Below are 26475 nucleotides of genomic sequence, written 5' to 3'. Positions count from 1 at the left end.
CACATGACCGCCCCCCTGCTGCAGCTGCACGACCTGACCATCGCCTTCGACGGGATCCGGGTGGTCGACCGGCTGTCGCTCACCGTCAAGCGTGGCGAGACCCTGGCCCTGGTCGGCGAGTCCGGCTCCGGGAAGTCGGTCTCGGCCCTCGGCGCCATGAACCTGCTGCCCCCCAATGCCCGGGTCGAGGGCGGGCGACGGCTGGGGGAGACGGATCTCGTCACCCTGTCCGACCGGGGCTGGCGGGGGCTGCGCGGCGGCCGAGTGGGCTTCGTCTTCCAGGAGCCCATGACCTCGCTCAACCCGCTGCACCCCATCGGCAAGCAGATCGGCGAGACCCTGCGCCTGCACCAGGGGCTCACCGGCAGGGCCGCCCGGGTGCGCACCCGGGAACTGCTGGAGCAGGTCAAGCTGCCCCGCGCCGATGAACTGCTGGATGCCTGGCCGCACCAGATCTCCGGCGGCCAGCGCCAGCGGGTGATGATCGCCATGGCGATTGCCAACGGCCCCGAGCTGCTGATCGCCGACGAGCCCACCACCGCGCTAGACGTCACCGTGCAGCAGGAGATCCTCGCCCTGCTCGCCGAGCTGCGCGATGCCCACGGGATGGGCATGCTCTTCATCACCCACGACCTCAACCTGGTACGCCGCCATGCCGATCGCATCTGCGTGCTGCACGCCGGCCGCGAGCAGGAGACCGGGCCGGTGGCGGAGGTCTTCACCCATCCTCGCAGCGACTACACCCGGCAGCTGCTCGCGGCCGAACCCACGGGACGCCCGGTGCCCGTGGCGCGTGTCGCGCCGCTGCTGAGTGCCCGGGGGGTCGGGGTCAGCTTCCCGCGCCCGAAACGGCTGTTTGCCCGCCGCCCGCCCCCCTTCGAGGCGGTCAAGCCGCTGGACCTGCATGTGGCGCCCGGCGAGACCCTGGGCATCGTCGGGGAGTCCGGCTCGGGCAAGACCACCCTCGCCCTCGCGCTGCTGCGGCTCGGCCAGGGCAGCGGCGAGGTCGACTTCGACGGCACCCGCCTCGACCAGCTGACCGGCAACGCCCTGCGACGCCAGCGGCGCAGCCTGCAGGTGGTCTTCCAGGACCCCTATGGCTCGCTCTCGCCGCGCCTGCCGGTCTTCGACATCGTCAGCGAGGGACTGCGCTTCCATCAGCCGGAGCTCGACAGAGCCGAGGTCGACCGCCGCGTGCGGGCCACCCTGCGCGAGGTGGGCCTGCCCGAGGAGTGCGCTTCCCGCTACCCCCACGAGTTCTCCGGCGGCCAGCGCCAGCGCATCGCCGTGGCCCGGGCGATCATCCTCGAGCCACGCCTGGTGGTCCTCGATGAGCCCACCTCGGCGCTGGATCGCAGCGTCCAGAAGCAGCTGGTCGAGCTGCTGCGCGACCTCCAGGCACGGCGCAGCCTCAGCTACCTGTTCATCAGCCATGACCTGGCGGTGGTGCGCGCCATGGCGCACCGGGTGCTGGTCCTCAAGGACGGCGAGGTCATGGAACAGGGCGACTGCCTGCAGGTCCTCGAGAATCCCGCCAGCGACTACACCCGGGCCCTGGTGGCCGCCGCGGGGCTGGCGCCTCGCGAGTGAGTCGATCAGCGGACCGGCGTCGAGGGGAACGGCAACGGTGTCTCTCCCGTTGGCGTACCGGCCGCCTGGATGTGTTCTCGTTTCCGGGGCAGGAGAGCCACCGCTGTGCCCGTAGTTAGATAACGGTATAAATATGGGGTGCATCCGGGAATGCCATGGGATCCGCCCGCGGGGCGTTGACAAGGGAGCCATCCACTACGGGTTACGTTGGGTTACACTGTCGATCTGATCCGAGGCCTCAGGACGCCATGCGAACACTCTTCTTTTCCCTGTTCGGGACCCTGTTGCTGGCGTTGCTGCTGGCCGCCCCGTCCTGGGCCGGTCCCGCCCCGCTGGCCCTCGACGAGGGCTGGGAGTATCGCTGGGGGGACTCCCCCTTCCGGTCCGACGGCACCCCGGCCTGGGTCGCCGAACCTTCCTTGCCTGGCGAGTGGCAGCCGATCGCCTTTCCCTCCAACCCGCCCGGTCGCGGTGGCAACAAGCACGCCTGGTTTCGCATCACCCTGCCGGAGGGCGAGTGGCGCGACCCGGTGCTCTACATCTACAGCGTCGACCTGATCACCCAGGCGTGGCTGGAGGACGAGCTCATCTACCAGTACGGGCACTTCGATGCCCGCGGGGAGGGCCGCTTCGAGGGGTGGCCCTGGCACATGATCAGCCTGCCCGAGACCTTCGCGGGCAGGACCCTCTACTTCCGCGTCTTCTCCGACTACACCGACATCGGCCTGTGGGGCGAGGTCAAGCTGATGGACCGCCTCGACCTGCTGCACTTCATCCTAGAGCGTTCCGCCTGGGATCTGGTGGTCAGCGCCTTCCTGATGCTGCTGGCCCTGCTGGCCTTCATCTTCGCCCTCGTGCAGGCCGACCGGCGCAGCTTCCTCGGCATCGGGCTGTTCGCCCTGGCCGCCGGCATCATGCTGCTGGCCGAGACCCAGGCCAGCCAGCTGCTGCTGGAGATCCCGCTGCTGTGGGACTACCTGGCCGCCATCGGCTACTACACCCTGCCGGTGGCTATGGGGCTGATGCTGGAGCACTGGTTCGCCGCGCAACGCCCGATACTGCTGCGGCGCATCTGGCAGCTCCACCTGGGCTATCTGGTGATGGCACCGGGGCTGGCACTGGCCGGCGTCATCGACCTCTCCAGCACCTTCCCGCCCTTCGATGCCCTGCTGCTGGTCACCCTGCTGATGATGTTCACCACCATCGTGGTGCACCTGGGTGCCCTCAACGCCGAGCAGAAGCTGATCATCACCAGCTATGGGCTCTTCGCCCTGCTGCTGCTGGTCGACATGGCCGTGGCCCACGGCCTGCTGCCCTGGCGCCGTGTACCGGTCAGTGGCGCCGCACTGGGCTTCGCGCTGGCCATCGTGATGATCTCGCTCTGGCACTACCGGCATACCCAGCGCGAGCTGCACCGCCTCAACCTCTCCCTCGAGAAGCAGGTCGCCGAGCGCACGCGGGCGCTGGAGCAGATGGTCGAGAAGCTGCAGGCCTACTCCTACCAGGACGCCCTGACCGGGTTGCACAACCGCCGCTACTTCGACGAGCTGCTCGAGCACGAGGCAGCTGTCTCACGCCGCCAGGGCACACCGCTGACCCTGGCCATGATCGATATCGACCACTTCAAGCAGTTCAACGACCGCGAGGGGCACGAGGCGGGCGATACGGTACTGGTCGGCGTGGGACGGGTACTGACCCATCACTTCCGTGACGCCGACGTGGTCTGCCGGATGGGCGGCGAGGAGTTCGTCATCATCATGCCAGGGGCCACCGCGGCCATCGCCGAGGCGCGCCTCGCCGAGCTGCTGGAGGTGCTGAGCCGGACGCGTTTCCGTCACCGCGACCGGGTACTCGGGCCGCTGTCGATCTCCTGTGGTATCGCCACCTACCCCGAGCATGCCGGCGACCCGCTGACGCTGATCGGGCTCGCCGACAAGGCGCTCTACTCGGCCAAGCACCGCGGGCGGGCGAGGATCGAGACCTACGCCTGAGGCCCCCGCAGCATCGGGCCGGCGGCGTGCAATGCCCCGAGGAGCCCTTCCGGCCTCAGAAGCGCGCCACCTCCTCCTCGGTGAGCTCCCGCCACGCGCCGGGGCCCAGCTGGCCGAGGGAGAGCGGCCCGATCGATTCGCGGTGCAGGGCCACCACATGGTGACCGATGGCGGCAAACATCCGCTTGACCTGATGGTACTTGCCCTCGTACAGGGTCAGCTCGGCCACGCGGGATGAGCGCATGGCCAGCTCCGCGGGGCGCGTCGGCTTCTCCTCCCCGTCGAGCAGCACCCCCTCGGCGAACCGGGCCACGGCGTCATCCCGCGCCGACCCCGCCAGCGGCTCGGCGAGCGTGACCGCGTAGACCTTGCCACAGCGGCGCTTCGGCGAGGTGACCCGATGGGACCACTGGCCGTCGTCGGTAAGCAGCACCAGGCCGGTAGTGTCGACGTCCAGACGGCCCACCGTCTGCAGCCGCTCCACATGGGGGAGGTCGACCAGCTCGCGGACCAGCGGGTAGAGGCCGCGACGGGCGCTGCATTCGACCCCCTCGGGCTTGTGCAGCATCACGTAGCGCAGCCCGACCAGGGCCAGGCGCTCGCCGTTCCAGGTGACCTGGCTCTGCTCGTCGACCTGGGTGGCGGGGTTCTTGATCACCTCGCCGTCCACCCGGACCTCCTCGCGGTGCAGGGCCTTCTTGGCCAGGCTGCGCGTCAGGTCGGTGGTCTCGCAGAGGAAACGGTCCAGGCGCATCAGTAGCCCACCCCGTCGGCGAGGCCGAAGTGGTCGGCATCGCGCCAGGCGGGAAACTTCTCGCGGAAGGCCTGGAGCTCATCCAGCGACAGGCGGCCGGTCTTCAGGAAGGGGGTATCACGGGGCTCGTCGATCAGCGTCTCGCCCTTGGCATCGACCAGCATGGAATCGCCGGCATAGGCGAGTCCCTTGGCATCCTCGCCGACCCGGTTGACGCCGATCACCGGGCAGAGGTTCTCGATGGCCCGAGCCTGCAGCAGCACCCGCCAGGGGTGGCGACGCGGCGCCGGCCAGTTGGCCACGCAGAGCAGGGCGTCATACTCGAAGTGCTCGTCGGGCCCCGGCTGCTGGCGCAGCCAGACGGGGAAGCGCAGGTCGTAGCAGACGCTGAGCAGGATCCGGAAGCCCTTGAGCTCGACGATCACCCGCTCATGGCCCATGGCATAGCGCTCATGCTCCCCGGCCATGCGGAACAAGTGGCGCTTGTCGTAGGTGACCAGGCTGCCGTCCGGGCGCGCCCAGACCAGGCGGTTGAAGTAGTCGCCCTCCTCCAACACGGCGACACTGCCGGTGACCACGCAGCCGCGGCGGGCCGCCTGGTCCTGCAGCCAGGCCACGGTCCGGCTCTCGGCCATGGGCTCGGCCATTTCCCGGGAGTTCATGGTAAAACCGGTGGCGAACATCTCCGGCAGCACGATCAGGTCGGTGTCATCGGCGCCGAGCCCGCCCAGGGTCTCCTCGAGCATCCGGCAGTTGGCATCGGGGTCTTCCCAGCGCAGGTCGCACTGCACCAGGGTGGTTCTCAGTTCGCTCATGGGGGGACTCCCGTCGAGGTAATGGGCCCGTCACAGCCTACCCCACGAGCCCCGTCATCGTCAGCCGTCGCGCAGGACCCATGGCGGGCACGCCTATAGCCTGCTAATGTCTAGCGCATTTCGATCCGAGGCCGCCATGTCCAGCCATCCCACCTCTGCCCCGCAGCACGAAACCGGCAAGGGCGTCGCCTTCGGCCTGGCCGCCTATGTGGCCTGGGGTTGCTTCCCGCTGTTCTTCGCCCTCTTCCAGGGCGTGCCTGCCTTCGAGATCCTGCTGCACCGGGTGATCTGGTCCTGCCTCTTCCTGGTCGGGCTGGTCACCCTGCTCGGCCGCTGGGCGCCCATCCGCCGCGCCCTTGCCGAGCCCAGGCGCCTCGGCCGGGTACTGGGTTGCGCCCTGCTCATCGCCCTGAACTGGGGGCTCTATATCTACTCGGTGGAGACCCGCCACGTGCTCCAGGCGAGCCTGGGCTACTTCATGACGCCGCTGGTCAACGTGGGACTGGGCATGCTGGTGCTGCGCGAGCGCATGGCGCGCCTGCAGGGCGTGGCGGTGGGGCTTGCGGGACTGGCCATCGCGATCCAGCTGGTGATGCTGGGTGAGCTGCCCTGGATCAGCCTGGCCCTGGCCTTCTCCTTCGGCACCTACGGCCTGCTGCGCAAGCAGGTGCCACTGGACGGCCTCTCGGGCCTCTTCGTCGAGACCCTGCTGCTCCTGCCCCTGGCCCTGATGGCGCTGGGCTGGCTCACCCAGGCCGAGCTCTCCCACTTCCTGGACGATGGCCGCACCACCGCCCTGCTGGTGGCCAGCGGCGTGATCACCGCCCTCCCCCTGCTGGCCTTTGCCGGCGCCGCGCGCCGCCTGCGCCTGGCGACGCTGGGCTTCCTGATGTACCTCAACCCGACCATCCAGTTCCTCATCGCCCTGCTGGTGTTCCATGAACCCCTGGCACCGGTGCAGCTGACCACCTTCGTGCTGATCTGGACCGGACTCGCCCTCTACTCCTGGTCGGCCTGGCAGTCCCGCCCCCGGGAGGCAAAGGCCGCGGCCGCGTCGCGTTGACCCGAGCCGGGCGCCGCGGCCTGTCAAGCCGGGCGCCCGTGTCGCCTGACTCGCGCCTTTCCGCTACCATCGCGGGATGACACCCACACCTCCTCGCGCCGGACGACCCCACCTGCTGCTGGTCGGCGCCGGGCATGCCCACCTGCACCTGATCCGACATCGCCACCGCATTCCGGGCGCCGAGGTCACCCTCGTCGACCCCGGCAGCTTCTGGTATTCGGGCCGGGCCACCGGCATGCTCGGGGCCGGCCATACGGCCGCCGAAGACCGTCTGGATCCGACCCGCCTGGCGAGCCACTTCGGCGCGCGAGCCCTGAGGGGCCGCCTGGCACAGCTCGACCCGCAGGCACGGATCGCCCGGCTGGAGGACGGTCGCGAGTTCGACTTCTCGCTGCTCTCGCTGAACCTGGGATCGCGTACGCCCTGCCCTGCGAGACGCACGCCTGGGCCGCAGGTCTGGGCGGTCAAGCCGATCCCGCGCCTGCTCGCCCTCCGCCACCGCCTGGAACAGGAGTTCTCCCGTGGCCTCAGCCCTCGGCTGGTCGTCGTCGGGGGTGGCCCGAGCGGTGTGGAGGTCGCCTGCCAGCTGCGCCAACTGGCGCGTCGCCATGGTGCCCGTCCCGAGATCCTGCTGGTGAGCCGCGGCCAGCAGCTGCTGGCAGGCGCCCCCGCCGGGGCCGTGCGCTGGCTGATGCGCCAGCTCGATCGTCGCGAGATCCGGGTCGGCTTCGGCCTCGACGTCACCGGTCACGCCGCCGGCGGCGTGACCTTCGCCACCGAGGCCAACGCCTGGGGCGAGGACAGCCTGCAGTGGCTGCCGGCCGACCATGTCGTGCATGCGACGGGGCTGGCTCCGCCCGAGGTGGTCGAACGGCTGGGACTACCGCTGATTCCGGGGCGTGGCCTGGCCGTGGAGGCCACCCTGCAGAGCCCCGGCCACCCCGACATCTTCGCCGCCGGGGACTGTGCGGCGATGCTGCACCACGAGCTGCCGCGCCTGCGCATCCACGGCATTCGCCAGGCCCCTGTGCTGCTCGACAACCTGGCGGCGCGCCTGGCCGGTGGCCCCCTGACGCCCTATGTTCCCCAGCGGCTGTCCCTGGCGATCCTCGACCTGGGCGCCGGCCAGGGGCTCGCCATCCGCGGCCGACGCTGGTGGGGCGGCCGCCTGGCCCTGGCCTTCAAGCGTCGCCTGGATCGCCGCTTCCTACGCCAGTTCCGGCCCTGAGGGTGGGGAATGGCCCCGGCAGCGCGCAGGACGAGGGGAAACGGGTAACCTGAACCGGGCCGCAAGGTTTCACTCACCACAGGAGAGAGGAGCTCATGGCGCCGGTACCCCGGGAAAAACGCAACGTGGCCATCCTGGTCACCAGCCAGGTGCTGTTCATGGTGGCCTCGATCACCGTCATGACGCTGAGCGGCGTGGTGGGTCAGCAGCTGAGCCCCGACCCGGGCCTCGCCACGCTCCCCATCGCCCTGATGATGGTCGGCACGGTGGTCTCCACCCTGCCGGCCTCGCTCTACATGAAGCGGGTGGGAAGGCGGCGCGGCTTCATCGCCGGGGCCGCCCTGGGCGGCATGGCGGGCGGGCTGGTCAGTTTCGTGGGCATCGCCACGGGCTCCTTCGGGGTGTTCTGCGCCGGCAACCTGCTGCTGGGGCTCTACCAGGGCTTCGCCATGTACTACCGCTTCGCCGCCGCGGATGTGGCGAGTCCCGCCTTTCGCACCCGGGCGATCTCCTTCGTCCTGGCCGGTGGCGTGGTAGCGGCCTTCCTCGGCCCCTGGAACGCCAGTGCCGCCACGGACCTGATCACCGGCGTGCCCTCGGGCGGGCCCTACCTGGTGATCGCACTGCTAGCCCTGGTGGCCATCGGCCTGCTGACCCAGCTGCGGGTGCCGCCGAGCAGCGAGGCGCAGCCCGGAGACAGTGCTCGCCCCATGGCGGACATCGCGGCCCGGCCAAGCTTCCGGGTGGCGGTGCTGGCCGGGGCGGTGGGTTATGCCATCATGGCGTTGGTGATGACCGCCACGCCACTGGCCATGCGCGCTCAGGGCTTCGAGATGGGGCAGGTCGCCGTCATCATGCAGTGGCACGTGCTGGGCATGTTCGCGCCCTCCTTCGTGACCGGCAGCCTCATCGCCCGCTTCGGCGTGCCACCCATCCTGCTGACCGGCACGCTGCTACTCACCGGCACGGTACTGGTAACCAACCTGGGCGTCAGCCTGGCGCACTTCTGGACGGCCCTGGTGCTGCTGGGCATCGGCTGGAACTTCCTGTTCGTGGGCGGCAGTGCCCTGCTCTCTTCCGTCCACTCCGAGGCCGAGCGCGGCAAGGTGCAGGGCATCAACGACCTGATCATCTTCTCGCTGGTGGCCCTGGGATCGCTGATGTCGGGGGCACTGCTGCACCACCTCGGCTGGGAGCTCCTCAACCTGGCCATGTTGCCGGCCATCCTGCTGGTGGTGCTGGCCACGCTCTGGGTGACATCTACCGCTACTGGCAGGACCTGAACTATCGTATAGAGACGCCGGGGAGAGCCACCCTCCGTGACGTGACCCGGCGGGGTAACACGCCTGGACAGCGCACCCACCATTACCAGGAGGCAGCCTGATGAGCGAACAGCCAGAGGGAGATCAATCCGAGGCGAGTCCGGAGCTTGCGGCGCTGATACGTGACTTCATGGATCCCGAGCAAGCCACCCTGGGCGAGGTACGAGAGCTGCTGATGGGGGATGGCCTCATGATCTCCCATGGCGGCGAGATCATGTACCAGCAGGACAGGAAATGGCTGACCAATGAAGTGGACGAGCTGATCGACCGCCACGGTCCCGACACCCCCGTGAAGGAGGTGCTGGACGGTTGAGCCCGTGTCAACCAACCACCTCCCCCTCACCCCGACGGCCATGGACGGATCCGGCAGCGCGGGACGAGGGAGAGGCGACGGTCAGAGGCCGAATCAGGCCTGACTGGCGGCCAGAGCCTGGTCCAGGTCGGCGAGGATGTCGTCGACATGCTCGATGCCGATGGAGAGGCGCACCATGTCCGGCCTCACGCCGGCTGCCTTGAGCTCCTCGTCGTTGAGCTGGCGGTGGGTGGTGGCGGCCGGGATCGACGAACAGGTCTTGGCGTCGCCGATGTTGACCAGCCGCAGGATCATGCCCAGCGCGTCGTAGAAGCGGGCCCCGGCCTCGCGACCGCCCTGGATGCCGAAGCTGAGGATGCCCGAGGCACGCCCGCCCATGTAGCGCTGCGCCAGGCCGTGATCCTTGTGGCTCGGCAGGCCGGCATACTGCACCCAGGTCACCGCGGGATGCCCCTCGAGGTACTCGGCCACCTTCAGGGCGTTGTCGCAGACGCGCTCGATGCGCAGCGACAGGGTCTCGAGCCCCTGCAGCAGGTTCCATGCCGCCTGGGCCGAGAGCGCCGCCCCCATGTTGCGCAGCGGCACTACCCGGGCACGGCCGATGAAGGCGGCCTCGCCCAGGTCGCGGGTATAGCAGACGCCGTGGTAGGAGACGTCCGGCTCGTTGAGCAGCGGGAAACGGTCGGGGTGCTCGGCCCAGGGGAAGCGGCCGGAATCGACGATCACCCCGCCCACCGTGGTGCCGTGGCCGCCGATATACTTGGTGGCCGAGTGGATCACGATGTCGGCGCCGTGCTCGATGGGCCGCCACAGGAAGGGGGTCGGCACGGTATTGTCGACGATCACCGGCACCCCGTGGCGATGGGCGGCCTCGGCCAGGGCCACCATGTCCACCACGCTGCCGGAGGGGTTGCCGACACTCTCGCAGAACACCGCCTTGGTGCGGGCATCGATCAGCGACTCGAGACCGGCGATGTCGTCCTTGTCGGCGAAGCGTACCTCGATCCCCTGGCGCGGCAGGGTATGGGCGAAGAGGTTGTAGGTGCCGCCGTAGAGCTCGCTGATGGAGACGATGTTGTCCCCGGCCTCGGCGATGGTCTGGATGGCGTAGGTGATCGCCGCCATGCCCGACGCCACGGCCAGCCCGGCGATACCTCCCTCAAGGGCCGCCACGCGCTGCTCGAGCACCGCACAGGTGGGGTTCATGATCCGCGAGTAGATGTTGCCTTCGACCTTGAGGTCAAAGAGGTCCGCCGCATGCTGGGCGCTGTCGAACGAGAACGAGGTGGTCTGGTGGATCGGCACCGCCACCGCGTGCTGGTCATCGGGGGCATAGCCGTGGTGCAGGGCAAGGGTCTCGGGCTTCATGGCGCATCCTTCTGCGTAGTCGTGGGGTATCCACTGTTTTACCCGATGCTAACCAACCCTGAAACCGGCGACCAATATCGTTTAGTCTGGTAGCCATGCCCCGGGGCCGCGCCCGTCGCCCCTGCCACCGATATGGCGAGTAAGGATGCTCAAGCGCTACCTGCCGATCCTCACCTGGCTGCCCCACTACACCCGCCGACTGGCCGGCGCCGACCTGCTGGCCGGGGTGATCGTCACCGTGATGGTGATTCCCCAGTCGCTGGCCTATGCCCTGCTCGCCGGCCTGCCGGCCGTGGTCGGCCTCTATGCCAGCATCCTGCCGGCCATCGCCTACGCCCTGCTCGGCACCAGCCGCACCCTGGCCATCGGCCCGGTGGCGATCATCGCGTTGATGAGCGGCGCGGCCCTCTCCGGGGTAGCCGCTCCCGGCAGCCCGGCCTATCTGCAGGCGGCGCTGGTGCTCTCGCTGCTCTCCGGGCTGATGCTCACGGCCATGGGCCTGCTGCGCCTGGGCTTCTTCGCCAACTTCCTGAGCCATCCGGTGATCGCCGGGTTCCTCTCCGCCTCGGCGGTGCTGATCGCCGCCAGCCAGGCGGCCCATCTGCTGGGCATCCAGGCGAGCGGCTTCACGGCGCTGGACTTGCTGATGAGCCTTGGCGCCGAGCTGGGGCAGACCCACTGGCCGACCCTGCTGCTAGGCCTGGGCTGCCTGGCCTTCCTGGTCGGGATGCGACGCCACGGGGAAAAGCTGCTGCGGGCCCTGAGGCTGCCAAAGGGGCTCGCCGTCCTGCTGGCCCGAACTGGCCCGGTGATCGCGGTGGTCGTCACGACACTGCTCAGCTGGTCGCTGGGGCTCGCGGAGCGCGGCGTTGCCGTGGTCGGCGCCATTCCCGGGGGGCTGCCGCCCCTGAGCCTGCCACCGCTGGACCTGCCGCTGTGGCGCGCCCTGCTGATTCCCGCCCTGCTGATCAGCGTGGTGGGCTTCGTCGAGTCGATCTCCATGGCCCAGATGCTGGCCGCCAAGCGTCGCGAGCGGATCTCGCCCAACCAGGAGCTGGTGGGCCTGGGGGGCGCCAACCTGGCCGCGGCCTTCTCCGGCGGGATGCCGGTTACCGGGGGGCTGTCGCGCACGGTGATCAACTTCGAGTCCGGGGCCCGCACGCCCATGGCCGGCTTATTCGCCGCGCTGGGGATCGGCGCGGCGACCCTGGCGCTGACCCCGCTGCTGCAGCACCTGCCCATCGCCACCCTGGCGGCCACCATCACCGTCTCCATCCTGACCCTGGTGGATATCCCCCTGGTGCGCCAGACCTGGCGCTACTCGCGCAGCGACTTCTCGGCCATGGCAGTGACCATCGCATTGACCCTGGTGGAGGGGGTCGAGGCGGGCATCATCTCGGGCGTGCTGCTCTCCATCGCCCTCTTCCTCTACCGCACCAGCCGTCCCCACAGCGCCCTGGTGGGTCGCATCGAGGGCACCGAGCACTTCCGCAGCGTCCATCGCCACGAGACCGAGACCGTCAGCCACCTGGCCATGCTGCGCGTCGACGAGAGCCTCTACTTCGCCAACGCCCGCTACCTGGAGGATACCGTCTATGCACTGGTGGCCAGCCGCCCGGAGCTCGAGCACGTGGTGCTGATCTGCTCGGCGGTCAACCTGATCGACGCCTCGGCGCTGGAGAGCCTCGATGCCATCAACGCCCGGCTCGAGGACTCCGGGGTCACCCTGCACCTGGCCGAGGTCAAGGGACCGGTGATGGACCGCCTCAAGCACAGCGACTTCCTCGACGATCTGACCGGACGGGTCTTCCTCAGCACCTACGCGGCCTGGGTCGAGCTCAGTCGTCCCTCGGGGGCAGATTGATGGGCGGGCCGTCAACCGACCTCCACCTGCTCCTTTACCTTGTCGACGATATAGCGCCCGATGGGCAGTGCCGAGGTGGCCGCCGGCGACGGCGCATTGCAGACGTTGACGGTGCGACGCGAGTTGACGAACAGGAAGTCATCGATCAGACGCCCGTCGCGGGAGATGGCCTGGGCGCGTACCCCGGCAGGCCAGGGCTCGAGGTCATCGAGGGTGAGCTCGGGACAGTAGCGCCGCACCAGCGCCAGGTAGCGGCGGCGGGAGAAGGAGTTGCGCAGCTCTTCGAGCCCCGGGCGCAGGTTGCCGGCCAGCATCCGCCACACCCCGGGATGGGAGACGAGCCGCGCCAGGTCCGGCAGCGAGACGTCCGACTTGCGATACCCCTCGCGGGCCAGCGCCAGCACGGCGTTGGGCCCCAGGGTGACGCCGCCGTCCAGCAGCGGCGTCAGGTGCACGCCGAGGAAGGGCCTGGCCGGGTCCGGGATGGGATAGACCAGGTGGTTCACGATGCCGTCACGCGCCTTCGGCAGGTGGAAGTACTCGCCGCGGAAGGGGCAGATGATGAAGCCGGGATCGCGCCCCAGCATCCTCACGACCCGATCGGCCATCAGTCCCGCGCAGGCGATCAGGTAGCGGGTGGAGAACTCGTCGCCGCGGGTCCTGACCACCACCTCGCCGGGGCGCTCGTCGATGGCGGTCACCTCCTGGTCGAACCGCAGCTGTCCGCCACGCCGCTCGAACTCCCCGGCCATGGCCCGGGTCACCCGGGCATAGTCGACGATGCCGCTGGAGGGCACGAAGAGCGCGCCGACACCGGTGATCGACGGCTCCCGCTCGCCAAGCGCCTCGGCGGAGAGCCACTCGCGCTCGAGCCCGTTGGCGCCGGTACGCTCCCAGAGCCCCTGCATGCGCTGAAGTTCGAGGTCGTTGGTGGCCACCAGCAGCTTGCCGCAGGTGCGGGTCTCGATGCCGTGGGCCTCGCAGAACGCCTTGGTGGCCCGGTTGCCCTCGCGGCAGAAGCGCGCCTTGAGGCTGCCGGGGGCGTAGTAGACACCGGCATGGATGACACCGCTGTTGCGGCCGCTCTGGTGGCGGGCCGCGCCCGATGCCTTCTCGAGCAGCAGGATGCGGCGGTCGGGAAAGGTCTCGCTGAGCTGCATGGCGGTGGACATGCCGAGGATACCGCCGCCGATGATGATGAAGTCGTACAAGGCTCACCTCGGGATGACAGGCAGGTGACCGCAGAATATCCATCATCCCCGACTGTTTCCATTTTTCGAGGCGCCACGGCACGATTCACCACAGTGGCGATGATTGGGTATGATGGCATCACATCCGGAACGACAGCGCGCCATGGACACCACCTCGAAACAGAACCTGGGCGTCAGTGCCTACCACTGGCTGAAACGCGACATCATTCGCGGCGTCTTCACGCCCGGCGAGAAGCTGCTGATGAGCGGGCTCAAGGAGCGCTACGGGCTGGGCATCGGCCCGCTGCGCGAGGCCCTCTCCCAGCTGGTGGCCGAGAGCCTGGTGGTGGCCATCAGCCAGCGTGGCTATCGGGTGGCGCCCATGTCGCTGTCGGAACTTGCCGACCTCTATGACGCCCGGGCCCAGCTCGAGGGCCTGGTCCTGGAACTCGCCATCCAGCGTGGCGGTGACGACTGGGAGGCCGATATCCTGGCCAAGGCCCATACGCTGGCCAAGGTGACGGAGGTCAACAGCTCCGAGGAGCTGCTCGACGTCTGGGACACCCGCCACAAGGCCTTCCATACCGCCATCGCCGCCGGCTGCAACTCCCCCCACCTGCTCAAGGTCCGCGAGAGCCTGTTCGACCAGGTCGAGCGCTATCGCCACCTCTGGCTGCGCAAGACGGTCTTCTCCGCCGAGGCCCTGGAGCGCAAGCGGCGCGAGCATGCGGCCCTGGTGGAGGTCATCCTCTCCCGCGACGCCCCGCGCGCCGCCGCGATGATGCGCGAGCACCTGATGACGCCGGTGCCCATCATCACCGAGGTCATGCGCCGGCGAGGGCTGGCCTGAGCGGCCCGCCTCGTTCACCCGGCGAGCTTCAGCCCCACCAGCCCCGCGAGCACCAGCACCAGGCTGGCCAACCGAAGCGGCGTCGCGCTGTCCCCGTAGATCAGGATGCCGAGCAGCACCGTGCCCAGGGCCCCGATCCCGACCCAGGTCGCATAGGCCGTGCCCACCGGCAGGACCCTCATGGCCTGGGCCAGCAGGTAGAAGCTCGCCAGCATGGCGAGCAGCGTGAGCACGCTCGGCAAGGGCCGACTGAACCCCTGTGAGGCCTTGAGGCCCAGCGCCCAGGCGACTTCCAGCAGGCCGGCTACGACCAGCATGATCCAGGCCATGTTCATGGAGGGAGACTCCCGATACCGGCGGGGCCGTCCCCGCGTGGCGAGAGGCGCACCGGGTCGTCCCGGTGGCGAGAAACGAGCGCGCGACGGAACGGGCTGCCACGCGAGGTTCAAGGCGATGTCATGCGGCTGTCACCCTGGCGCGACAGACTCGGAGGCGTGACAGGGCCGAACCGGCACCTTATGGTATCAGAACGATCAGGCCGCCCGGGAACGGGCCATTTGGAGACGACGACATGCCTCACCTGCTGAGATTCCCCCGCGACCTGGAAGCCCGCCTGGAGCGTGCCAGCCAGCACACCGGCATCCCCAAGGCCGAACTGATCGAGCGCCTGGTGCAGGACGGCCTGGCCGACCTGGAGACCCAGCTGCTCATCGAGGGCGCGGCGCCCCGCGTCGAGCGCAGCATCGACCAGCTGTTGCGCGAGAGCGGCCTGGGTGCCTGACCCCCGGGGCGTCTCTGGGCCTGGCGCTGAGCCGTCAGCGCTGATTGGACGTACGCAACACTGTCCTGAGGGGATTCCGTAAGTGCAAGTTTCTTGTTTCATCGTATAGTTTCGAAAAGCGCGTCAGACTGAGGGAGACCGGACGGTCGTTCTGTAGCATGCCAGCGAGGATTCTGACCGCGATGAGGCTGACGCACGAGGTGCTGCCGTTAATCTCGTCCCGTGGCTAATCGAGGTCGACGAGCGGATCCGGCGGGAACTCGAACCCGCCAGACTGCCACGCTGACAAGGGCGCGCCGGTGCCAGCGTGACAGGCTGGTTGCCACGCCGGCACACGGCAAGGAAGGGAAGCGTCTCACAGTCCTACGGCATCAGGACCCGGTCGATGACATGGATCACGCCATTGGCCTGGGCCACATCCACCACGGTGAGATTGGCGCTGGCACCATTGGCATCCATCACCACCAGGTTGTTGCCGTTGCGCATCACCGTCAGGTGCTCACCCTGTACCGTCTTCAGGCTCGCCGCGCCGTCACGCTCCATAACGGTTTCCCACAGATCCTCGCGGGTCAGGTTGCCCGGTACCACATGGTAGGTGAGCACCGTCTGCAGCTGCGACAGGTTCTCCGGCTGCAACAGGGTCTCGACGGTCCCCTCGGGGAGCCTCTCGAAGGCACCATCCACCGGGGCGAAGACGGTGAAGGGCCCCTCCCCCTGCAACACCTCGACCAGTTCGGCTGCCTGAACCGCCGCCACCAGGGTCTCGTGATCTCCGGAGTTCACGGCATTCTCGATGATGTTGCGCTCCGGCAGCATCGATGCCCCCCCGACATTGGTCGGCCCATGGTCGGCATGGACGCTTCCCATGCCCAGGGTGGCGAGGCAGCAGCTGGCAGCGACTAGTTTGAGTTTCATGGCAAAGTCTCCTGGCTTGCGGTTTGGCATCCCCCGGATTCGGGGGCTCCTTCCCTGTTACGCAGCCACCGCGGGAATGGATGCAATCGAGACCCATGCGTTGATACCCAGTCTTTACATCGCGGTCGCCCTTGCCAAGACTGACCGCCATTGAACTCCCCTGCGCAAGGACGCGGTGCATGACCGACGCCTTCCAGCAAGATCTCACCGACCAGTTGGCCGCCTGCTCCAGGGGCGATACCAAGGCCCTGGAACGCCTCTACCGGGCCTGTAGCGCGCATCTATATGCCCAGCTGCTGCGTATCGTCAGGGACGAGAGTGCGGCCCAGGACTGCCTGCAGCAGGTGTTCATCCGTATCTGGCATGCCGCCGGTCAATACGATGCCAGCCGCGCCAGGCCGATGACCTGGCTCTCCACCCTGACCCGCAATATCGGCATCGATTGGCTGCGTCGCCAGAAACCCCAGGACGACACGGAGCGCGAATCGTTGCTGGACCTGCTGGCGGGAGACGATGACCCCGAAGCCAATAGTCTGAACGCCCAGCGCCACCGGGAACTGCGGGACTGCCTCGAGGTACTCAATGCAACGCAGCGCCGGATGCTGGAGCTGGTGTACTTCCAGGGACTGACCCACAGCGAACTCGCCGCCACCCTGACGCAACCGCTGGGCAGCGTGAAGAGCTGGATTCGCCGCGGACTCGAGAGGTTGAAGGCATGCCTGACCAGTGGGATTTGAGCAACCCGGGGGAGCGCCACCTCGCTGCCGGGGAGTATGCCCTCGGCGCTCTCGATGACGACCAGAAGGCCCGCTTCGAAGCCCTGCTGGCGGTCAGCCACGATCTGCAGAACGAGGTGGAGATCTGGCAGGAACATCTGCAGTTGTTCAATGAACGCCTCGACCCACGCACACCGCCAGCCATCGTCTGGCAACGCATCTCCGCGGCCATTGGCTCCGGGCCTCCCCCCTGGTGGCGATCCCTCGGCTTGTGGCGCGGCGCCAGTGCCGGTCTCGCCGTCTTGACCCTGACCTTCGGCATGCTGTGGCTGCAGCCCGATCAGTTGGAGTTCCCCGACGAAAGCGCCGTCTTCGTGGTACAGGACGAGACACGCACCCCCGGCTGGATCATCAGCGTCACCGCTGAGGGCGAACTGGTGGCCCAAGCGGTACAACCCACCCAAGTGGGCGACGATCAGACCGGAGAGCTATGGCTGATCGCCGATGGCACCCCGATCTCCCTGGGACAGCTGCCAGAGCAGGGCCACCACCGTCTGACACCCAGCCCAGAACTCCGCGAACTGCTGCTACATGCCGACCTCGCGGTGAGCATCGAGCCCGAGGGCGGGGCTCCGGCAGGGCAGCCAACCGGGCCAATCATCGACCACGGGCGGCTGACGCCGGTGCGCGGCGCTACCCTGCGCTTCTAGTCAAAGGGTTCAACGATGCAACGATGCCGTCTCCAGCTCAATCAGGTGGCGCGTGACACGACAGCGGCCTCGGTGCCAGAATCTACCGACGGCTCGCGTCACCCCCCTCGAAGCCAGAACGAAAGCCTCGGTAGGCTGCCAGGGCCTGCTCGGTCGCGACCGCCCTCAGCCGTACCTCCTGGCCCGGCAGGCACTGGGCCAGCCGTGAGCAGGCCAGCGGCGTGAGGGCCCCGAGGCGGGGGTAGCCGCCGATGGTCTGGCGGTCATTGAGCAGGGCAATGGGCTGGCCGTCCGGCGGCACCTGCACCGCCCCCAGGCCGATCCCTTCGGAGATCATGCTGGTCATCCGGCAATCGAGTCGGGGGCCCGTCAGGCGCACGCCCATGCGATCGGCCCGATCGTCCACCCGCCAGGGGGCATTGAACGCCTGGAAGAGGCTCTCCCCGCTGAATGCGCCGACCTGGGCGCCCGGCAGCAGCGAAAGCTCCGCCGGCCGGCGGTAGTCACACTGCACCTCCCGCGGGGCCTCGCGTCCGGCGGCGGCGTGGCGCGGCGTGACCTGCAGGGCGTCGCCCTCGGCCAGCCGGTGCCCCTGGCCATCATGGCCGCCCAGCCCCTCGCGCACCACGCAGGCCACGCTGCCCAGCACCGGCGTCGCCGCGAAGCCACCGGCCACCGCCAGGTAGGCCCTCAGGCCATTGGCCGGGGCCGCGAAGGCGAGCCGCTGGCCCGCCTTCACGGACAGCGAGCACCAGCCGGCAAGGGGCTCGCCATCCAGGGTCGCCGCCAGGTCCGCCCCCGCCACGGCCACGACCAGGTCCCGTTCGGCCGCGAGTTCGAGGCCGCCAAAGGTCACCTCCAGGGCCGGGGTTCCCCAGGCGTTGCCCACCAGGTGGTTGGCCCAGGCCCAGCCATGCAGGTCCACCGGCCCGCCCTGGGTCACCCCCAGCCGCCGCACGCCGAAGCGCCCGGCATCCTGAAGCAGCGCCAGGGGGCCGGCACGGGTCACGCTCAGTCCGGCAATCGCCTGCGTCATCTCCCCTCCTCCAACGGTCGGGTATCGCCCCCCAGGCGCTCGAACTCGGCACGGTCGATGGGCACGAAACGCACCCGGTCGCCCACCTGGAGCAGGCTGAAGCCCTCCCGGTCACGGTCGAAGAGCACCGCCGGGGTCCGGCCGATAAGGTTCCAGCCACCCGGCGTGACCGCGGGATAGGCCGCGGTCTGGCGCCCGGCCACGGCCACGCTGCCCGCCGGCACGCGCCGCCGCGGGGTGTCCAGGCGCGGCGCCTCGAGCCTGGCATCGAGGCTGCCCATGAAGGCGAAGCCGGGTGCGAAGCCCAGGGCGAAGACCCGGTAGCTAGGCTCGCTATGGCAGGCCACCACCTCCTCGAGGCTCATGCCGGCCAGCGCGGCCAGGCGCGATAGTTCGGGTCCCACCGAGGCGTCATACCAGACCGGCAGTTCCTTCACCGGTGCGTTGGCCACCTCCTCGTCAGGCTGCAGCCGCGCCAGGAGCTCGACCAGGCGTCGCCTGGCCTCGTCGGGGGAGCATCGCAGCGGGTCGAAGACCACCAGCAGGGTGGTGTAGGACGGCACCAGGTCGACCAGGTCATCGCCGAAGGCCGTCTCGCACTCCCTCACCAGGGCGGTGAGCCAGGGCATGTTGGCCTCGTCGATGGCATCGAACAGCCGCACCATCCAGCCATCCAGCCCGGCGGACTCGAGGCGCGGCAGTCCCGGCGGAAACCTGTCGCTCATGAGGCGCTCGCCAGGCCGTCGAGCGCCTCGCGGATCGCCTTGATGGCGGCGATCGACTCGGGGTTGTCGCCATGCACGCAGAGGGTATCGGCGGCCAGTACCAGCTCGCTGCCGTCGCTGGCCGTGAGCGGCTCGCCACGGGCGATGCGCTGCGCCTGGTCGACGATCACCTCGGGATCATGGTGCACGGCCCCCAGCTCTCGGCGGGAGACCAGCCGTCCCTCGGCATCGTAGGCGCGATCGGCGAAGGCCTCGAACCACAGCGTCACGCCGTGCCGCTCGGCCAGCTCCCGGGGCAGGCGGGTATCGCGGGTGGCCATCACCATCAGCGGCAGCTGGATGTCATAGGCCACCAGCGCCCGCATCACGGCATCGAGGATCTCCGGGTCGCGCATCATGTCGTTGTAGAGCGCCCCGTGGGGCTTGACGTACCCGACCTCCAGGCCCTCGGCCCGGCAGACCCCGGCCAGGGCACCGATCTGGTAGAGCACCAGGTTCTCGATCTCCTCGGCCGAGCAGGCCATCGAGCGGCGCCCGAAGCCGACCATGTCCGGATAGGCGGGATGGGCCCCCACGGTGACGCCATGGCGCCTGGCCAGACGCACGGTCATGCGGATCACGTCGGGGTCGGAGGCGTGGAAACCGCAGGCCACGTTGGCCAGGTCCACGTGGGGCATCACCTCGTGGTCCAGTCCCATGACCCAGGGACCGAAGCTCTCGCCCATATCGGCATTGAGCAGCAGGGTCTTCATCGTTCACCTCCTCCGGGCTAGGCATTGAAGATAATTTATCAACGTTTTATCGATAACACATCGTTCTTTAGTCTACACATCGTTGACCAGCCGTCGTTCGCCCGCCTAACCTTCCTCGCGAACACTCGCTAGACTCCAAGCTGACAGCCCGCTGTCCGACGACCTGCAGCGACAACAAGAACCCGACTCGAGGAACCGCACATGACTGCCCGTTTCCCCCTCTTTCATCTGACCTCGGCCGCCGCCCTTGGTCTCAGCCTAGCCACCCTGGGCAGCAGCGCCCAGGCCGCCACCGAGTGGGACATGCCCACGCCCTACGGCGACATGACCTTCCATACCGTCAATATCCGCGAGTTCGCCGACGACGTACGGGAAGCCACGGATGGCGAACTGGACATCACCGTGCACTCCAACGGTTCGCTGATCGGCCATGCCGAGATCAAGAACTCGGTGCGTCGCGGCATCGTCCCCATCGGCGAGCTGATCATGTCCCGCCTGGCCAACGAGAACGCGATCTTCGAGGTCGACTCGGTGCCCTACCTGGCCTCCAGCTACGAGGATGCCGAGGCCCTGTGGGAGGCCTCCCGCGAGGTGATCGCCGAGGAGCTCGCCGAACAGCAGCTGCGCCTGCTCTTTGCCGTCCCCTGGCCGCCCCAGGGCATCTACACCAACCAGGCCATCGAGTCCGGCGACGACCTCAAGAACCTCAGCATGCGCGCCTACAACACCGCCAGCGAGCGGATCGCCCAGCTGGTCGGCGCCGTGCCGACCCAGGTCGAGGTGCCGGATATCCCCACCGCCTTCAGTACCGGTCGCGTCGAGGCCATGATCACCTCGCCGGCCACCGGCGCCGACACCAAGGCCTGGGACTACCTGAGCCACTTCAACCACGCCCAGCTGTGGCTGCCGAAAAACATGGTGATCGTCAGCGAGAAGGCCTTCTCGCGCCTCGACGAGGCGACGCAACAGGCGGTCCTGGACGCGGCGTCCGAGGCCGAGACCCGCGGCTGGGAGATGAGCCGCCAGGAGACCGATGACGCCCTCGCGGTACTCAAGGAGAACGGCATCGAGGTCAGCGAGCCGACCCCGGAGCTCGCCGAACTGCTCCAGGAGGTCGGCGATACCATGACCGAGGAGTGGGCCGGCCGTGCCGGTGAGCAGGGGGCCGCCATCCTCGAGGCCTACCAGGCTGCCCGCGACTGACCCCGCCACCCGCCGGGGTATCTCGCCCCGGCACCAACCTCCGGTTCCCCGCCATGACCTACCGTCTGCGACCCCTCTACAACCTGGGGGGCTACCTGGCCGCCCTCTGCCTCTGCCTGATCTGCGCGCTGATCACCGCCCAGATCCTCGGGCGCATCGTCGATCGCATCGCCACCGGGATCGGCGGCGACCGCATCGGCCTGGCGATTCCCGGCCTCTCGGAGATTTCCGGCTTCCTGCTGGTGGGCGCCAGCTTCCTGGGGCTCGCCTACACCTTCGTGCATGGGGGCCATATCCGCGTGACGCTGCTGATCGGACGGCTCCCCGCCGCGCCGCGTGCCTTCGTCGAGCTCTTCTGCCTGAGCATCGCCCTGCTGCTCAGCCTCTATCTCGGCTGGTACCTCTACTGGCTGCTGGACGACAGCATCGCCTTCAACGAGACCTCCTACGGCCTGCTGAGCATCCCGCTATGGATTCCCCAGTCGGCCATGCTCGCCGGGGTCCTGCTCTTCTGCCTGGCGCTGGCCGAGGCCTGGCTTTCCACCCTGGTGACCGCCATGACCCGGCCCTCCAGCTTCACCATCGACGATAGCGGCCAGGAATGAGCCCGGGAGACATACCATGCTCGTGATGATGACGGTCCTCTTCGTTACCCTGCTGCTGCTGCTCGGCAGCGGCGTCTGGGTGGCCTTCTCCCTGCTGGCGCTGGGCTGGCTCGGCCTCTCGCAGTTCACCTCGGTGCCCACCGGCGACGTGCTCGCCTCCAACGTCTGGGGCGAGAGCTACAGCTGGGAGCTCACCGCCCTGCCGATGTTCATCTGGATGGGCGAGATACTGTTCCGCTCGCGGCTCGCCGACGACATGTTCACCGGCCTCTCGCCCTGGATGCAGCGCATCCCGGGCCGCCTGCTGCACACCAACGTGGTAGGCTGCGGCCTGTTCGCCGCCGTCTCGGGCTCCTCAGCGGCCACCTGCGCCACCATGGGCAAGATGACCATCCCCGAGCTCACTCGCCGCGGCTACGACGAGAAGCTGATCATCGGCACCCTGGCCGGCTCGGCGACCCTGGGCCTGCTGATCCCGCCCTCGATCATCCTGATCGTCTATGGCGTGGCCACCGACCAGTCCATCGCCCGGCTCTTCGTGGCCGGCATCTTCCCGGGGCTGCTGCTGATCTCGCTGTTCGCCGGCTACCTGATGTTCTGGTCCTGGCGTTACCCGGACAAGGTGCCCCCCGCCGAGACCGGCCTGCCGCTGGGCGAGAAGCTGCGCCGGGCGCGTCGCCTGATTCCCCTGCTGGCCCTGATCGTCGGCGTCATCGGTTCGATCTATGCAGGCCTTGCCTCCCCCACCGAGGCGGCGGCCGTGGGGGTGGTGCTCTCGCTGCTGCTGGCCCGTACCCAGGGCACCATGGACGGCACGGTGTTCCGCGACGCCCTGCTCGGGGCGGTGCGCACCTCCACCATGATCGCCTTCATCCTGGCCGGCGCCGCCTTCCTCACCGCGGCCATGGGCTTCACCGGCCTGCCCCGGGAGCTCGCCGCCTGGATCGGCACCCTGGGACTGTCGCCCGTCATGCTGCTCGCGGCGCTGACGGTCCTGTTCATCCTGCTGGGCTGCTTCCTGGACGGCATCTCGGTGGTGGTGCTGACCACCTCCATCATGCTGCCCATGGTCGAGGCCGCCGGGATCGACCTGATCTGGTTCGGCATCTTCCTGGTGATCGTGGTGGAGATGTCGCAGATCACCCCGCCGGTCGGCTTCAACCTCTTCGTGCTGCAGGGCATGACGGGACGCAACATCCTGTCGATCGCCTGGGCGGCCATGCCGTTCTTCTTCCTGATGATGCTCGGCGTGGTACTGATCAGCCTCTTCCCCGGCATCGTCACCTGGCTGCCACAGGCCATGGGTAACTAGCCATGACAACGGGCATGGAAAAGGAGCAGCACGTGACAAGCGCAAGGACACCTCGCGGCCCCATCGTCTCCTCGGAGCACCTGTCGCGCAGCAGCCAGGAGCTTTCGGAGTTCGAGTTCGGCCTGATCATCGCCGGCCATGCCTTCGACCGCTGGATGGTGCGCTGCATGACGGCCAGCGGCTACCCGGAGCTCGGCGCCCTGGACGTGCTGGTGCTGCATAGCGTCAACCACCGGGAGCGGGCCAAGCGCCAGGCGGACATCTGCCTGGTGCTCAACGTCGAGGACACCCATACGGTGACCTATGCCCTGAAGAAGCTCGCCCGCCTAGGGCTGGTGGCCGGCGAGAAGCAGGGCAAGGAGACCTTCTTCCGCGCCACCGATGAGGGACGGGAGGCCTGCAGCCGCTACGCCGAGATCCGCGAGGCCTGCCTGGTCGACTCGCTCTCCTCCATGGGCATCGAACGCGAGGAGATGAGTCGCCTGGCGGGGCTGCTGCGGGCGATGTCCGGGCTCTATGACCAGGCCGCCCGCTCCGCCGCCTCACTCTAGCCGGGGGGGGCTCCCGAGCTAGGCAGAAGGGCGCGGATAGCGCCGACGGGCCCGCCACAGGCTGAACATGAACAGCAAGAAGCTCGTGGTCATCGATGCCGCCAGGGATAGCGTGAAGACCAGCATGCCCGGCAGATGGCCCACGCCAAGATAACTCACCGCGCAGAAGGCAAGCAGACTCAACATGCCGCGCTGGGTCATGCTGACGGTCATGCGCGCCACCTCGGCCCCATAGCGCTCGTGCAGTGCCCAGGCGATGGTCAGGATGCCCACCGGAAAGCCCAGGATGACACCGGAGAGCGCTGGGCCCGACCGTGCCGCCAGGGTGGTCGCGAGGCTGACCACCGCCCCCGCCAGCACTCCACGCAGCAGCAGATCGAGCCATCCCGAGCGTGCCACCACCACCGGCTGCCCCAGGCGCAGCCAGCGATTGACGACTTCCGCGACCAGCAGCACCGCCAGGTAGGCGGCTATGGCCCCGGGCAGGCCGCCCGGCATCTGCGTGAACAGCAACGCGCCGGGCACCCAGAGCAGGCTGGCCAGCGCCAGGCTGCGCAGGGTCGAGAGCCGCGCCGCGGTCAGCACGAAGCACAGGGTGAACAGCAGGGTCGCCACCAGGGCGTGCAAGGTGGAGAGCACGGCGTCCTGCACGAAGCCCGCCGACTGCTCGCGCAGCATGAAGAAGTAGCCAGGGCCGAGAATCACCGGGGTGCCGGCGAGTATGCCGCCAAGCCTTGGCCCCAGGCGGCCCACCGAGAGCGCCACGAGAATGACGATGCTGGCCGTGGCCAGCAGCTTGATCAGCATCAGCTGGAGCATGGACGACGAGCGACCTCCCTGTCGGACCAGAGCGAAGAGTCTACTCGCTCTCCCGGGTCGCCGACAGCTCGGCCGCCTGCCGAGGATTGCGCGGGTAGAAGCGCTCGGGCTGACGCTCGATATGGGCGAAGAAGCGCGTGTCCTTGTAGGGCATCTTCATGAAGCCCGACACCCCGAGCCCCTCGATCAGCCCCACCGCCTCGAGGATGTCATCCAGGCGGCGCCGGAATTCCGCCTCCCGGGAGGGGTCGAGCAGCCGGTAGTGGCTGTGGATCTTGAGGTGCTGGGGCAGCGCCTCGAAGATGATCATCCCCGTGTGGTGGATCTCGTTGAGGGCCTCCAGCGAGGCGATGATCGCCTCGGGCAGGACCAGGAACTCCTCCGGGTCGGGACCATCCTCGAAGTAGCTGTGCAGGCGCGAGCGGTCCTCCAGCTCGGGCACCGCGCTGACCTCGTAGTGCAGGCGCATCCCGGGCAGGATCTCGAAGGGCTCCTCGACGCTCGCCCGGTCCAGGTGCAGGGTGTCGCGGGCATTGAACAGGCAGCTCTTGAAGATGCCGCGACGGTGGATCGCCCGGGCCAGGGTCACCATGTTGTTGACCGCGGCGATGAAGGCCTGCTTCAGGGCCGGATCGTGCAGGTTGAGCGAGGTGTCGATATAGACCCCGTCGGCCTCCCAGCGCACCGCCAGCCCGCCCACCACCGGGTACTTGCCGAGCCGGCTCACCGCCGCCAGGAAGGCCTTCTCGGTCTCGCCCATGTTCTGCATGAAGTTCTTGTAGTAGCGGTCGAGCTGGACGTCGTTGACGTCGTTGAGGGTCTCGCGACCGCCCTCCTCGCGCAGGAAGGACTTGCGCGAGCTGTAGACCACGGTGTCGATCTCTCGCCCGGCCGGCCGGCTCCACACCGGCACCAGGGGGACCTCCTGGGGTGTGGGCAGGTCGAGCATCACCAGGCGGCCAAGCCTCGGCATCTCCCGGATGAAGTGGTCGCCGGCGCGCATGCGGGTGCGCAGGTCGGGATCGAGCATGCCGTCGAGCATGCGCGCGAACTCCATGGGCAGCCCCAGGGAGGTGGCGGGAATGGCACGGTGGCCGAAGCGGCAGGACTGGGCCGAGGCCAGGGCGTAGAGGGTGGCCGCCGCCCCCTGCTCGTCGAAGCGGGGGGACGAGAGCGCCCCGTTCAGCTGCTCCTCGCCGATGAAGTAGACATCCCCCAGCCGGGCGTTGGTCTGCTGCAGGTTGTCCGACATCAGCTCCATGACATTGGTCGCCACGAACTGCAGGCTGGCGTCGAGCTGGGCGAACACCGAGGAGCCCCAGTCGATCAGCGCGATGGTCTCGTGGGTATCATCGAAGACCAGGTTGGAGGGCTTGATGTCGCCATGCACCACCGGCCTGCCGGCCGGCCCGCTCTCGCGGCGCAGGGTGCGCAGGATATCGGCCAGCTGGTCGGCGATGCGCACCACCAGGCGGGGCGAGAGCCGCCCCTCGCGCAGCGAGACCTCCTCCATGTTGAAGCCCGGGGCGCGCTGCATCACCAGGATCGACTGGCTGCGCACCCGCTGGAAGACGATCAGCTTGGGCACCCGGGGATGGTCGACCTGCTCCAGCATGAAGGCCTCCTCCTCGAGGCGATCCTGGAGGTGCTGGGGCAGGTTGACCCGGGTGAACTTGAAGACGTACTGCTCGCCGACCCCGGTGAGCCCGGCGAAGACGAAGCCGTAGGCGCCCTTGCCGATCAGCTCGATGTTCCGATAACCCAGCTGTTCCAGCTGGGCCTGGCACAGCGCCACCCACGCCTTGAGCTTGCGGGCGTCGTCGTGGCTGAGCAGGTAGATCGACTGCTCTTCCGGAATGTAGAACTGCTGCAGGGACGCCTGGGTCATGAGCTCACGTCTGTTCGCCGAAGATCGTTCACACCTCGTACACCTCCTCGTGGGAGCCGTGCTTGCACGGCGATTGACGGTTCAGGCATATCACCTGATTTGACCATCGCGCTG

At 68.5% G+C, this 26475-nt stretch carries 26 protein-coding genes; 15 read left to right on the top strand and 11 right to left on the bottom strand.

Going from position 1 to position 26475, the window contains the following annotated elements; all coding sequences use genetic code 11:
* Positions 1–3: 3 nt before the first annotated feature.
* Positions 4–1590 carry an ABC transporter ATP-binding protein gene (locus DFP85_RS00880; RefSeq protein WP_133634281.1) on the top strand — a complete coding sequence of 529 codons (1587 nt, stop codon included), beginning with the start codon at positions 4–6 and terminating at the stop codon, positions 1588–1590.
* A 248-nt stretch (positions 1591–1838) separates the two neighbouring features.
* Positions 1839–3581: a sensor domain-containing diguanylate cyclase gene (locus tag DFP85_RS00875; RefSeq protein WP_133634013.1), complete on the top strand. Its 1743-nt coding sequence runs from the start codon at positions 1839–1841 to the stop codon at positions 3579–3581.
* A 55-nt stretch (positions 3582–3636) separates the two neighbouring features.
* On the opposite strand, the gene DFP85_RS00870 is transcribed toward DFP85_RS00875, so the two are convergent.
* Positions 3637–4335, bottom strand: coding sequence for a pseudouridine synthase (locus tag DFP85_RS00870; RefSeq protein ID WP_133634011.1), 699 nt, complete (start codon positions 4333–4335; stop codon positions 3637–3639).
* Positions 4335–5150 (bottom strand): amidohydrolase, encoded by an 816-nt coding sequence (locus DFP85_RS00865; RefSeq protein WP_133634009.1) that lies wholly within the window; start codon positions 5148–5150, stop codon positions 4335–4337. The genes DFP85_RS00870 and DFP85_RS00865 overlap by 1 nt, the downstream gene beginning before the upstream one ends.
* A 136-nt stretch (positions 5151–5286) precedes the next feature.
* Here DFP85_RS00865 and rarD point away from each other — a divergent pair, with 136 nt between their 5' ends.
* The 4 genes from rarD to DFP85_RS00845 all read left to right on the top strand — a co-directional run bounded on the left by rarD (position 5287) and on the right by DFP85_RS00845 (position 9076).
* On the top strand, positions 5287–6213 hold the full coding sequence (gene rarD / locus DFP85_RS00860; protein WP_133634007.1) for an EamA family transporter RarD: 927 nt from the start codon (positions 5287–5289) through the stop codon (positions 6211–6213).
* A 76-nt stretch (positions 6214–6289) separates the two neighbouring features.
* Positions 6290–7441: an NAD(P)/FAD-dependent oxidoreductase gene (locus DFP85_RS00855; protein ID WP_133634005.1), complete on the top strand. Its 1152-nt coding sequence runs from the start codon at positions 6290–6292 to the stop codon at positions 7439–7441.
* A 95-nt stretch (positions 7442–7536) separates the two neighbouring features.
* Positions 7537–8724 (top strand): MFS transporter, encoded by a 1188-nt coding sequence (locus DFP85_RS00850; RefSeq protein ID WP_133634002.1) that lies wholly within the window; start codon positions 7537–7539, stop codon positions 8722–8724.
* Positions 8725–8824: 100 nt separating this feature from the next.
* Complete coding sequence (locus DFP85_RS00845; protein ID WP_133634000.1) at positions 8825–9076, top strand: hypothetical protein; 252 nt, start codon at positions 8825–8827, stop codon at positions 9074–9076.
* Positions 9077–9169: 93 nt separating this feature from the next.
* Here DFP85_RS00845 and DFP85_RS00840 read toward each other — a convergent pair whose 3' ends face one another.
* The gene (locus DFP85_RS00840; protein WP_133633998.1) at positions 9170–10444 is read right to left on the bottom strand and encodes an O-acetylhomoserine aminocarboxypropyltransferase/cysteine synthase family protein; all 1275 of its coding nucleotides are present in this window, start codon (positions 10442–10444) and stop codon (positions 9170–9172) included.
* Between the two features lie 145 nt (positions 10445–10589).
* Here DFP85_RS00840 and DFP85_RS00835 point away from each other — a divergent pair, with 145 nt between their 5' ends.
* Positions 10590–12308, top strand: coding sequence for a SulP family inorganic anion transporter (locus DFP85_RS00835; protein WP_133633996.1), 1719 nt, complete (start codon positions 10590–10592; stop codon positions 12306–12308).
* An 11-nt stretch (positions 12309–12319) separates the two neighbouring features.
* Here DFP85_RS00835 and lhgO read toward each other — a convergent pair whose 3' ends face one another.
* Entirely contained in the window at positions 12320–13519 is a 1200-nt protein-coding gene (gene lhgO / locus DFP85_RS00830; protein WP_133633994.1) for an L-2-hydroxyglutarate oxidase, read from the bottom strand.
* Positions 13520–13661: 142 nt separating this feature from the next.
* Here lhgO and csiR point away from each other — a divergent pair, with 142 nt between their 5' ends.
* Positions 13662–14348, top strand: a complete 687-nt coding sequence (gene csiR / locus DFP85_RS00825; protein WP_133634279.1) for a DNA-binding transcriptional regulator CsiR — start codon at positions 13662–13664, stop codon at positions 14346–14348.
* Between the two features lie 14 nt (positions 14349–14362).
* Here the strand turns inward: csiR and sugE are convergent, their stop codons facing one another.
* On the bottom strand, positions 14363–14683 hold the full coding sequence (gene sugE / locus DFP85_RS00820) for a quaternary ammonium compound efflux SMR transporter SugE (RefSeq protein ID WP_133633991.1): 321 nt from the start codon (positions 14681–14683) through the stop codon (positions 14363–14365).
* Between the two features lie 236 nt (positions 14684–14919).
* On the opposite strand from sugE, the gene DFP85_RS00815 reads away from it, so the two are divergent.
* Positions 14920–15129 carry a hypothetical protein gene (locus tag DFP85_RS00815; protein ID WP_133633990.1) on the top strand — a complete coding sequence of 70 codons (210 nt, stop codon included), beginning with the start codon at positions 14920–14922 and terminating at the stop codon, positions 15127–15129.
* 363 nt (positions 15130–15492) lie between these two features.
* Here the strand turns inward: DFP85_RS00815 and DFP85_RS00810 are convergent, their stop codons facing one another.
* Positions 15493–16044 (bottom strand): fasciclin domain-containing protein, encoded by a 552-nt coding sequence (locus DFP85_RS00810; RefSeq protein ID WP_133633989.1) that lies wholly within the window; start codon positions 16042–16044, stop codon positions 15493–15495.
* Between the two features lie 179 nt (positions 16045–16223).
* On the opposite strand from DFP85_RS00810, the gene DFP85_RS00805 reads away from it, so the two are divergent.
* Entirely contained in the window at positions 16224–16781 is a 558-nt protein-coding gene (locus tag DFP85_RS00805) for a sigma-70 family RNA polymerase sigma factor (protein ID WP_133633987.1), read from the top strand.
* The gene (locus DFP85_RS00800; protein ID WP_133633985.1) at positions 16760–17470 is read left to right on the top strand and encodes an anti-sigma factor; all 711 of its coding nucleotides are present in this window, start codon (positions 16760–16762) and stop codon (positions 17468–17470) included. The genes DFP85_RS00805 and DFP85_RS00800 overlap by 22 nt, the downstream gene beginning before the upstream one ends.
* Before the next feature lie 82 nt (positions 17471–17552).
* Here DFP85_RS00800 and DFP85_RS00795 read toward each other — a convergent pair whose 3' ends face one another.
* From DFP85_RS00795 to DFP85_RS00785, 3 genes are read right to left on the bottom strand one after another with little or no spacing between them, the layout of a single operon-like run.
* A complete protein-coding gene (locus DFP85_RS00795) occupies positions 17553–18506 on the bottom strand; it encodes a 5-oxoprolinase subunit C family protein (RefSeq protein WP_133633983.1) in 954 nt (317 codons plus the stop codon).
* Positions 18503–19231, bottom strand: a complete 729-nt coding sequence (pxpB, locus tag DFP85_RS00790; RefSeq protein WP_133633980.1) for a 5-oxoprolinase subunit PxpB — start codon at positions 19229–19231, stop codon at positions 18503–18505. The genes DFP85_RS00795 and pxpB overlap by 4 nt, the downstream gene beginning before the upstream one ends.
* Complete coding sequence (locus DFP85_RS00785) at positions 19228–19983, bottom strand: 5-oxoprolinase subunit PxpA (RefSeq protein WP_133633978.1); 756 nt, start codon at positions 19981–19983, stop codon at positions 19228–19230. Before DFP85_RS00785 ends, pxpB begins: the two co-directional genes overlap by 4 nt.
* 201 nt (positions 19984–20184) lie before the next feature.
* Here DFP85_RS00785 and DFP85_RS00780 point away from each other — a divergent pair, with 201 nt between their 5' ends.
* From DFP85_RS00780 to DFP85_RS00765, 4 genes are read left to right on the top strand one after another with little or no spacing between them, the layout of a single operon-like run.
* The gene (locus DFP85_RS00780) at positions 20185–21186 is read left to right on the top strand and encodes a TRAP transporter substrate-binding protein (RefSeq protein ID WP_133633976.1); all 1002 of its coding nucleotides are present in this window, start codon (positions 20185–20187) and stop codon (positions 21184–21186) included.
* A 53-nt stretch (positions 21187–21239) separates the two neighbouring features.
* Entirely contained in the window at positions 21240–21791 is a 552-nt protein-coding gene (locus tag DFP85_RS00775; RefSeq protein ID WP_133633974.1) for a TRAP transporter small permease, read from the top strand.
* Positions 21792–21807: 16 nt separating this feature from the next.
* Entirely contained in the window at positions 21808–23103 is a 1296-nt protein-coding gene (locus DFP85_RS00770; protein ID WP_133633972.1) for a TRAP transporter large permease, read from the top strand.
* A 32-nt stretch (positions 23104–23135) separates the two neighbouring features.
* Complete coding sequence (locus tag DFP85_RS00765) at positions 23136–23654, top strand: winged helix DNA-binding protein (protein WP_424955066.1); 519 nt, start codon at positions 23136–23138, stop codon at positions 23652–23654.
* A gap of 18 nt (positions 23655–23672) precedes the next feature.
* On the opposite strand, the gene DFP85_RS00760 is transcribed toward DFP85_RS00765, so the two are convergent.
* Entirely contained in the window at positions 23673–24473 is an 801-nt protein-coding gene (locus tag DFP85_RS00760; RefSeq protein WP_133633968.1) for a hypothetical protein, read from the bottom strand.
* A gap of 40 nt (positions 24474–24513) precedes the next feature.
* The gene (locus DFP85_RS00755; protein ID WP_133633966.1) at positions 24514–26361 is read right to left on the bottom strand and encodes a protein kinase domain-containing protein; all 1848 of its coding nucleotides are present in this window, start codon (positions 26359–26361) and stop codon (positions 24514–24516) included.
* Positions 26362–26475 lie beyond the last annotated feature (114 nt).

It is taken from the genome of Halomonas ventosae (genome assembly GCF_004363555.1).
Lineage (GTDB): Bacteria > Pseudomonadota > Gammaproteobacteria > Pseudomonadales > Halomonadaceae > Halomonas > Halomonas ventosae.
Note: the sequence above shows the minus strand (reverse complement) of the source record. Positions and strands in the feature narration are given on the sequence as shown.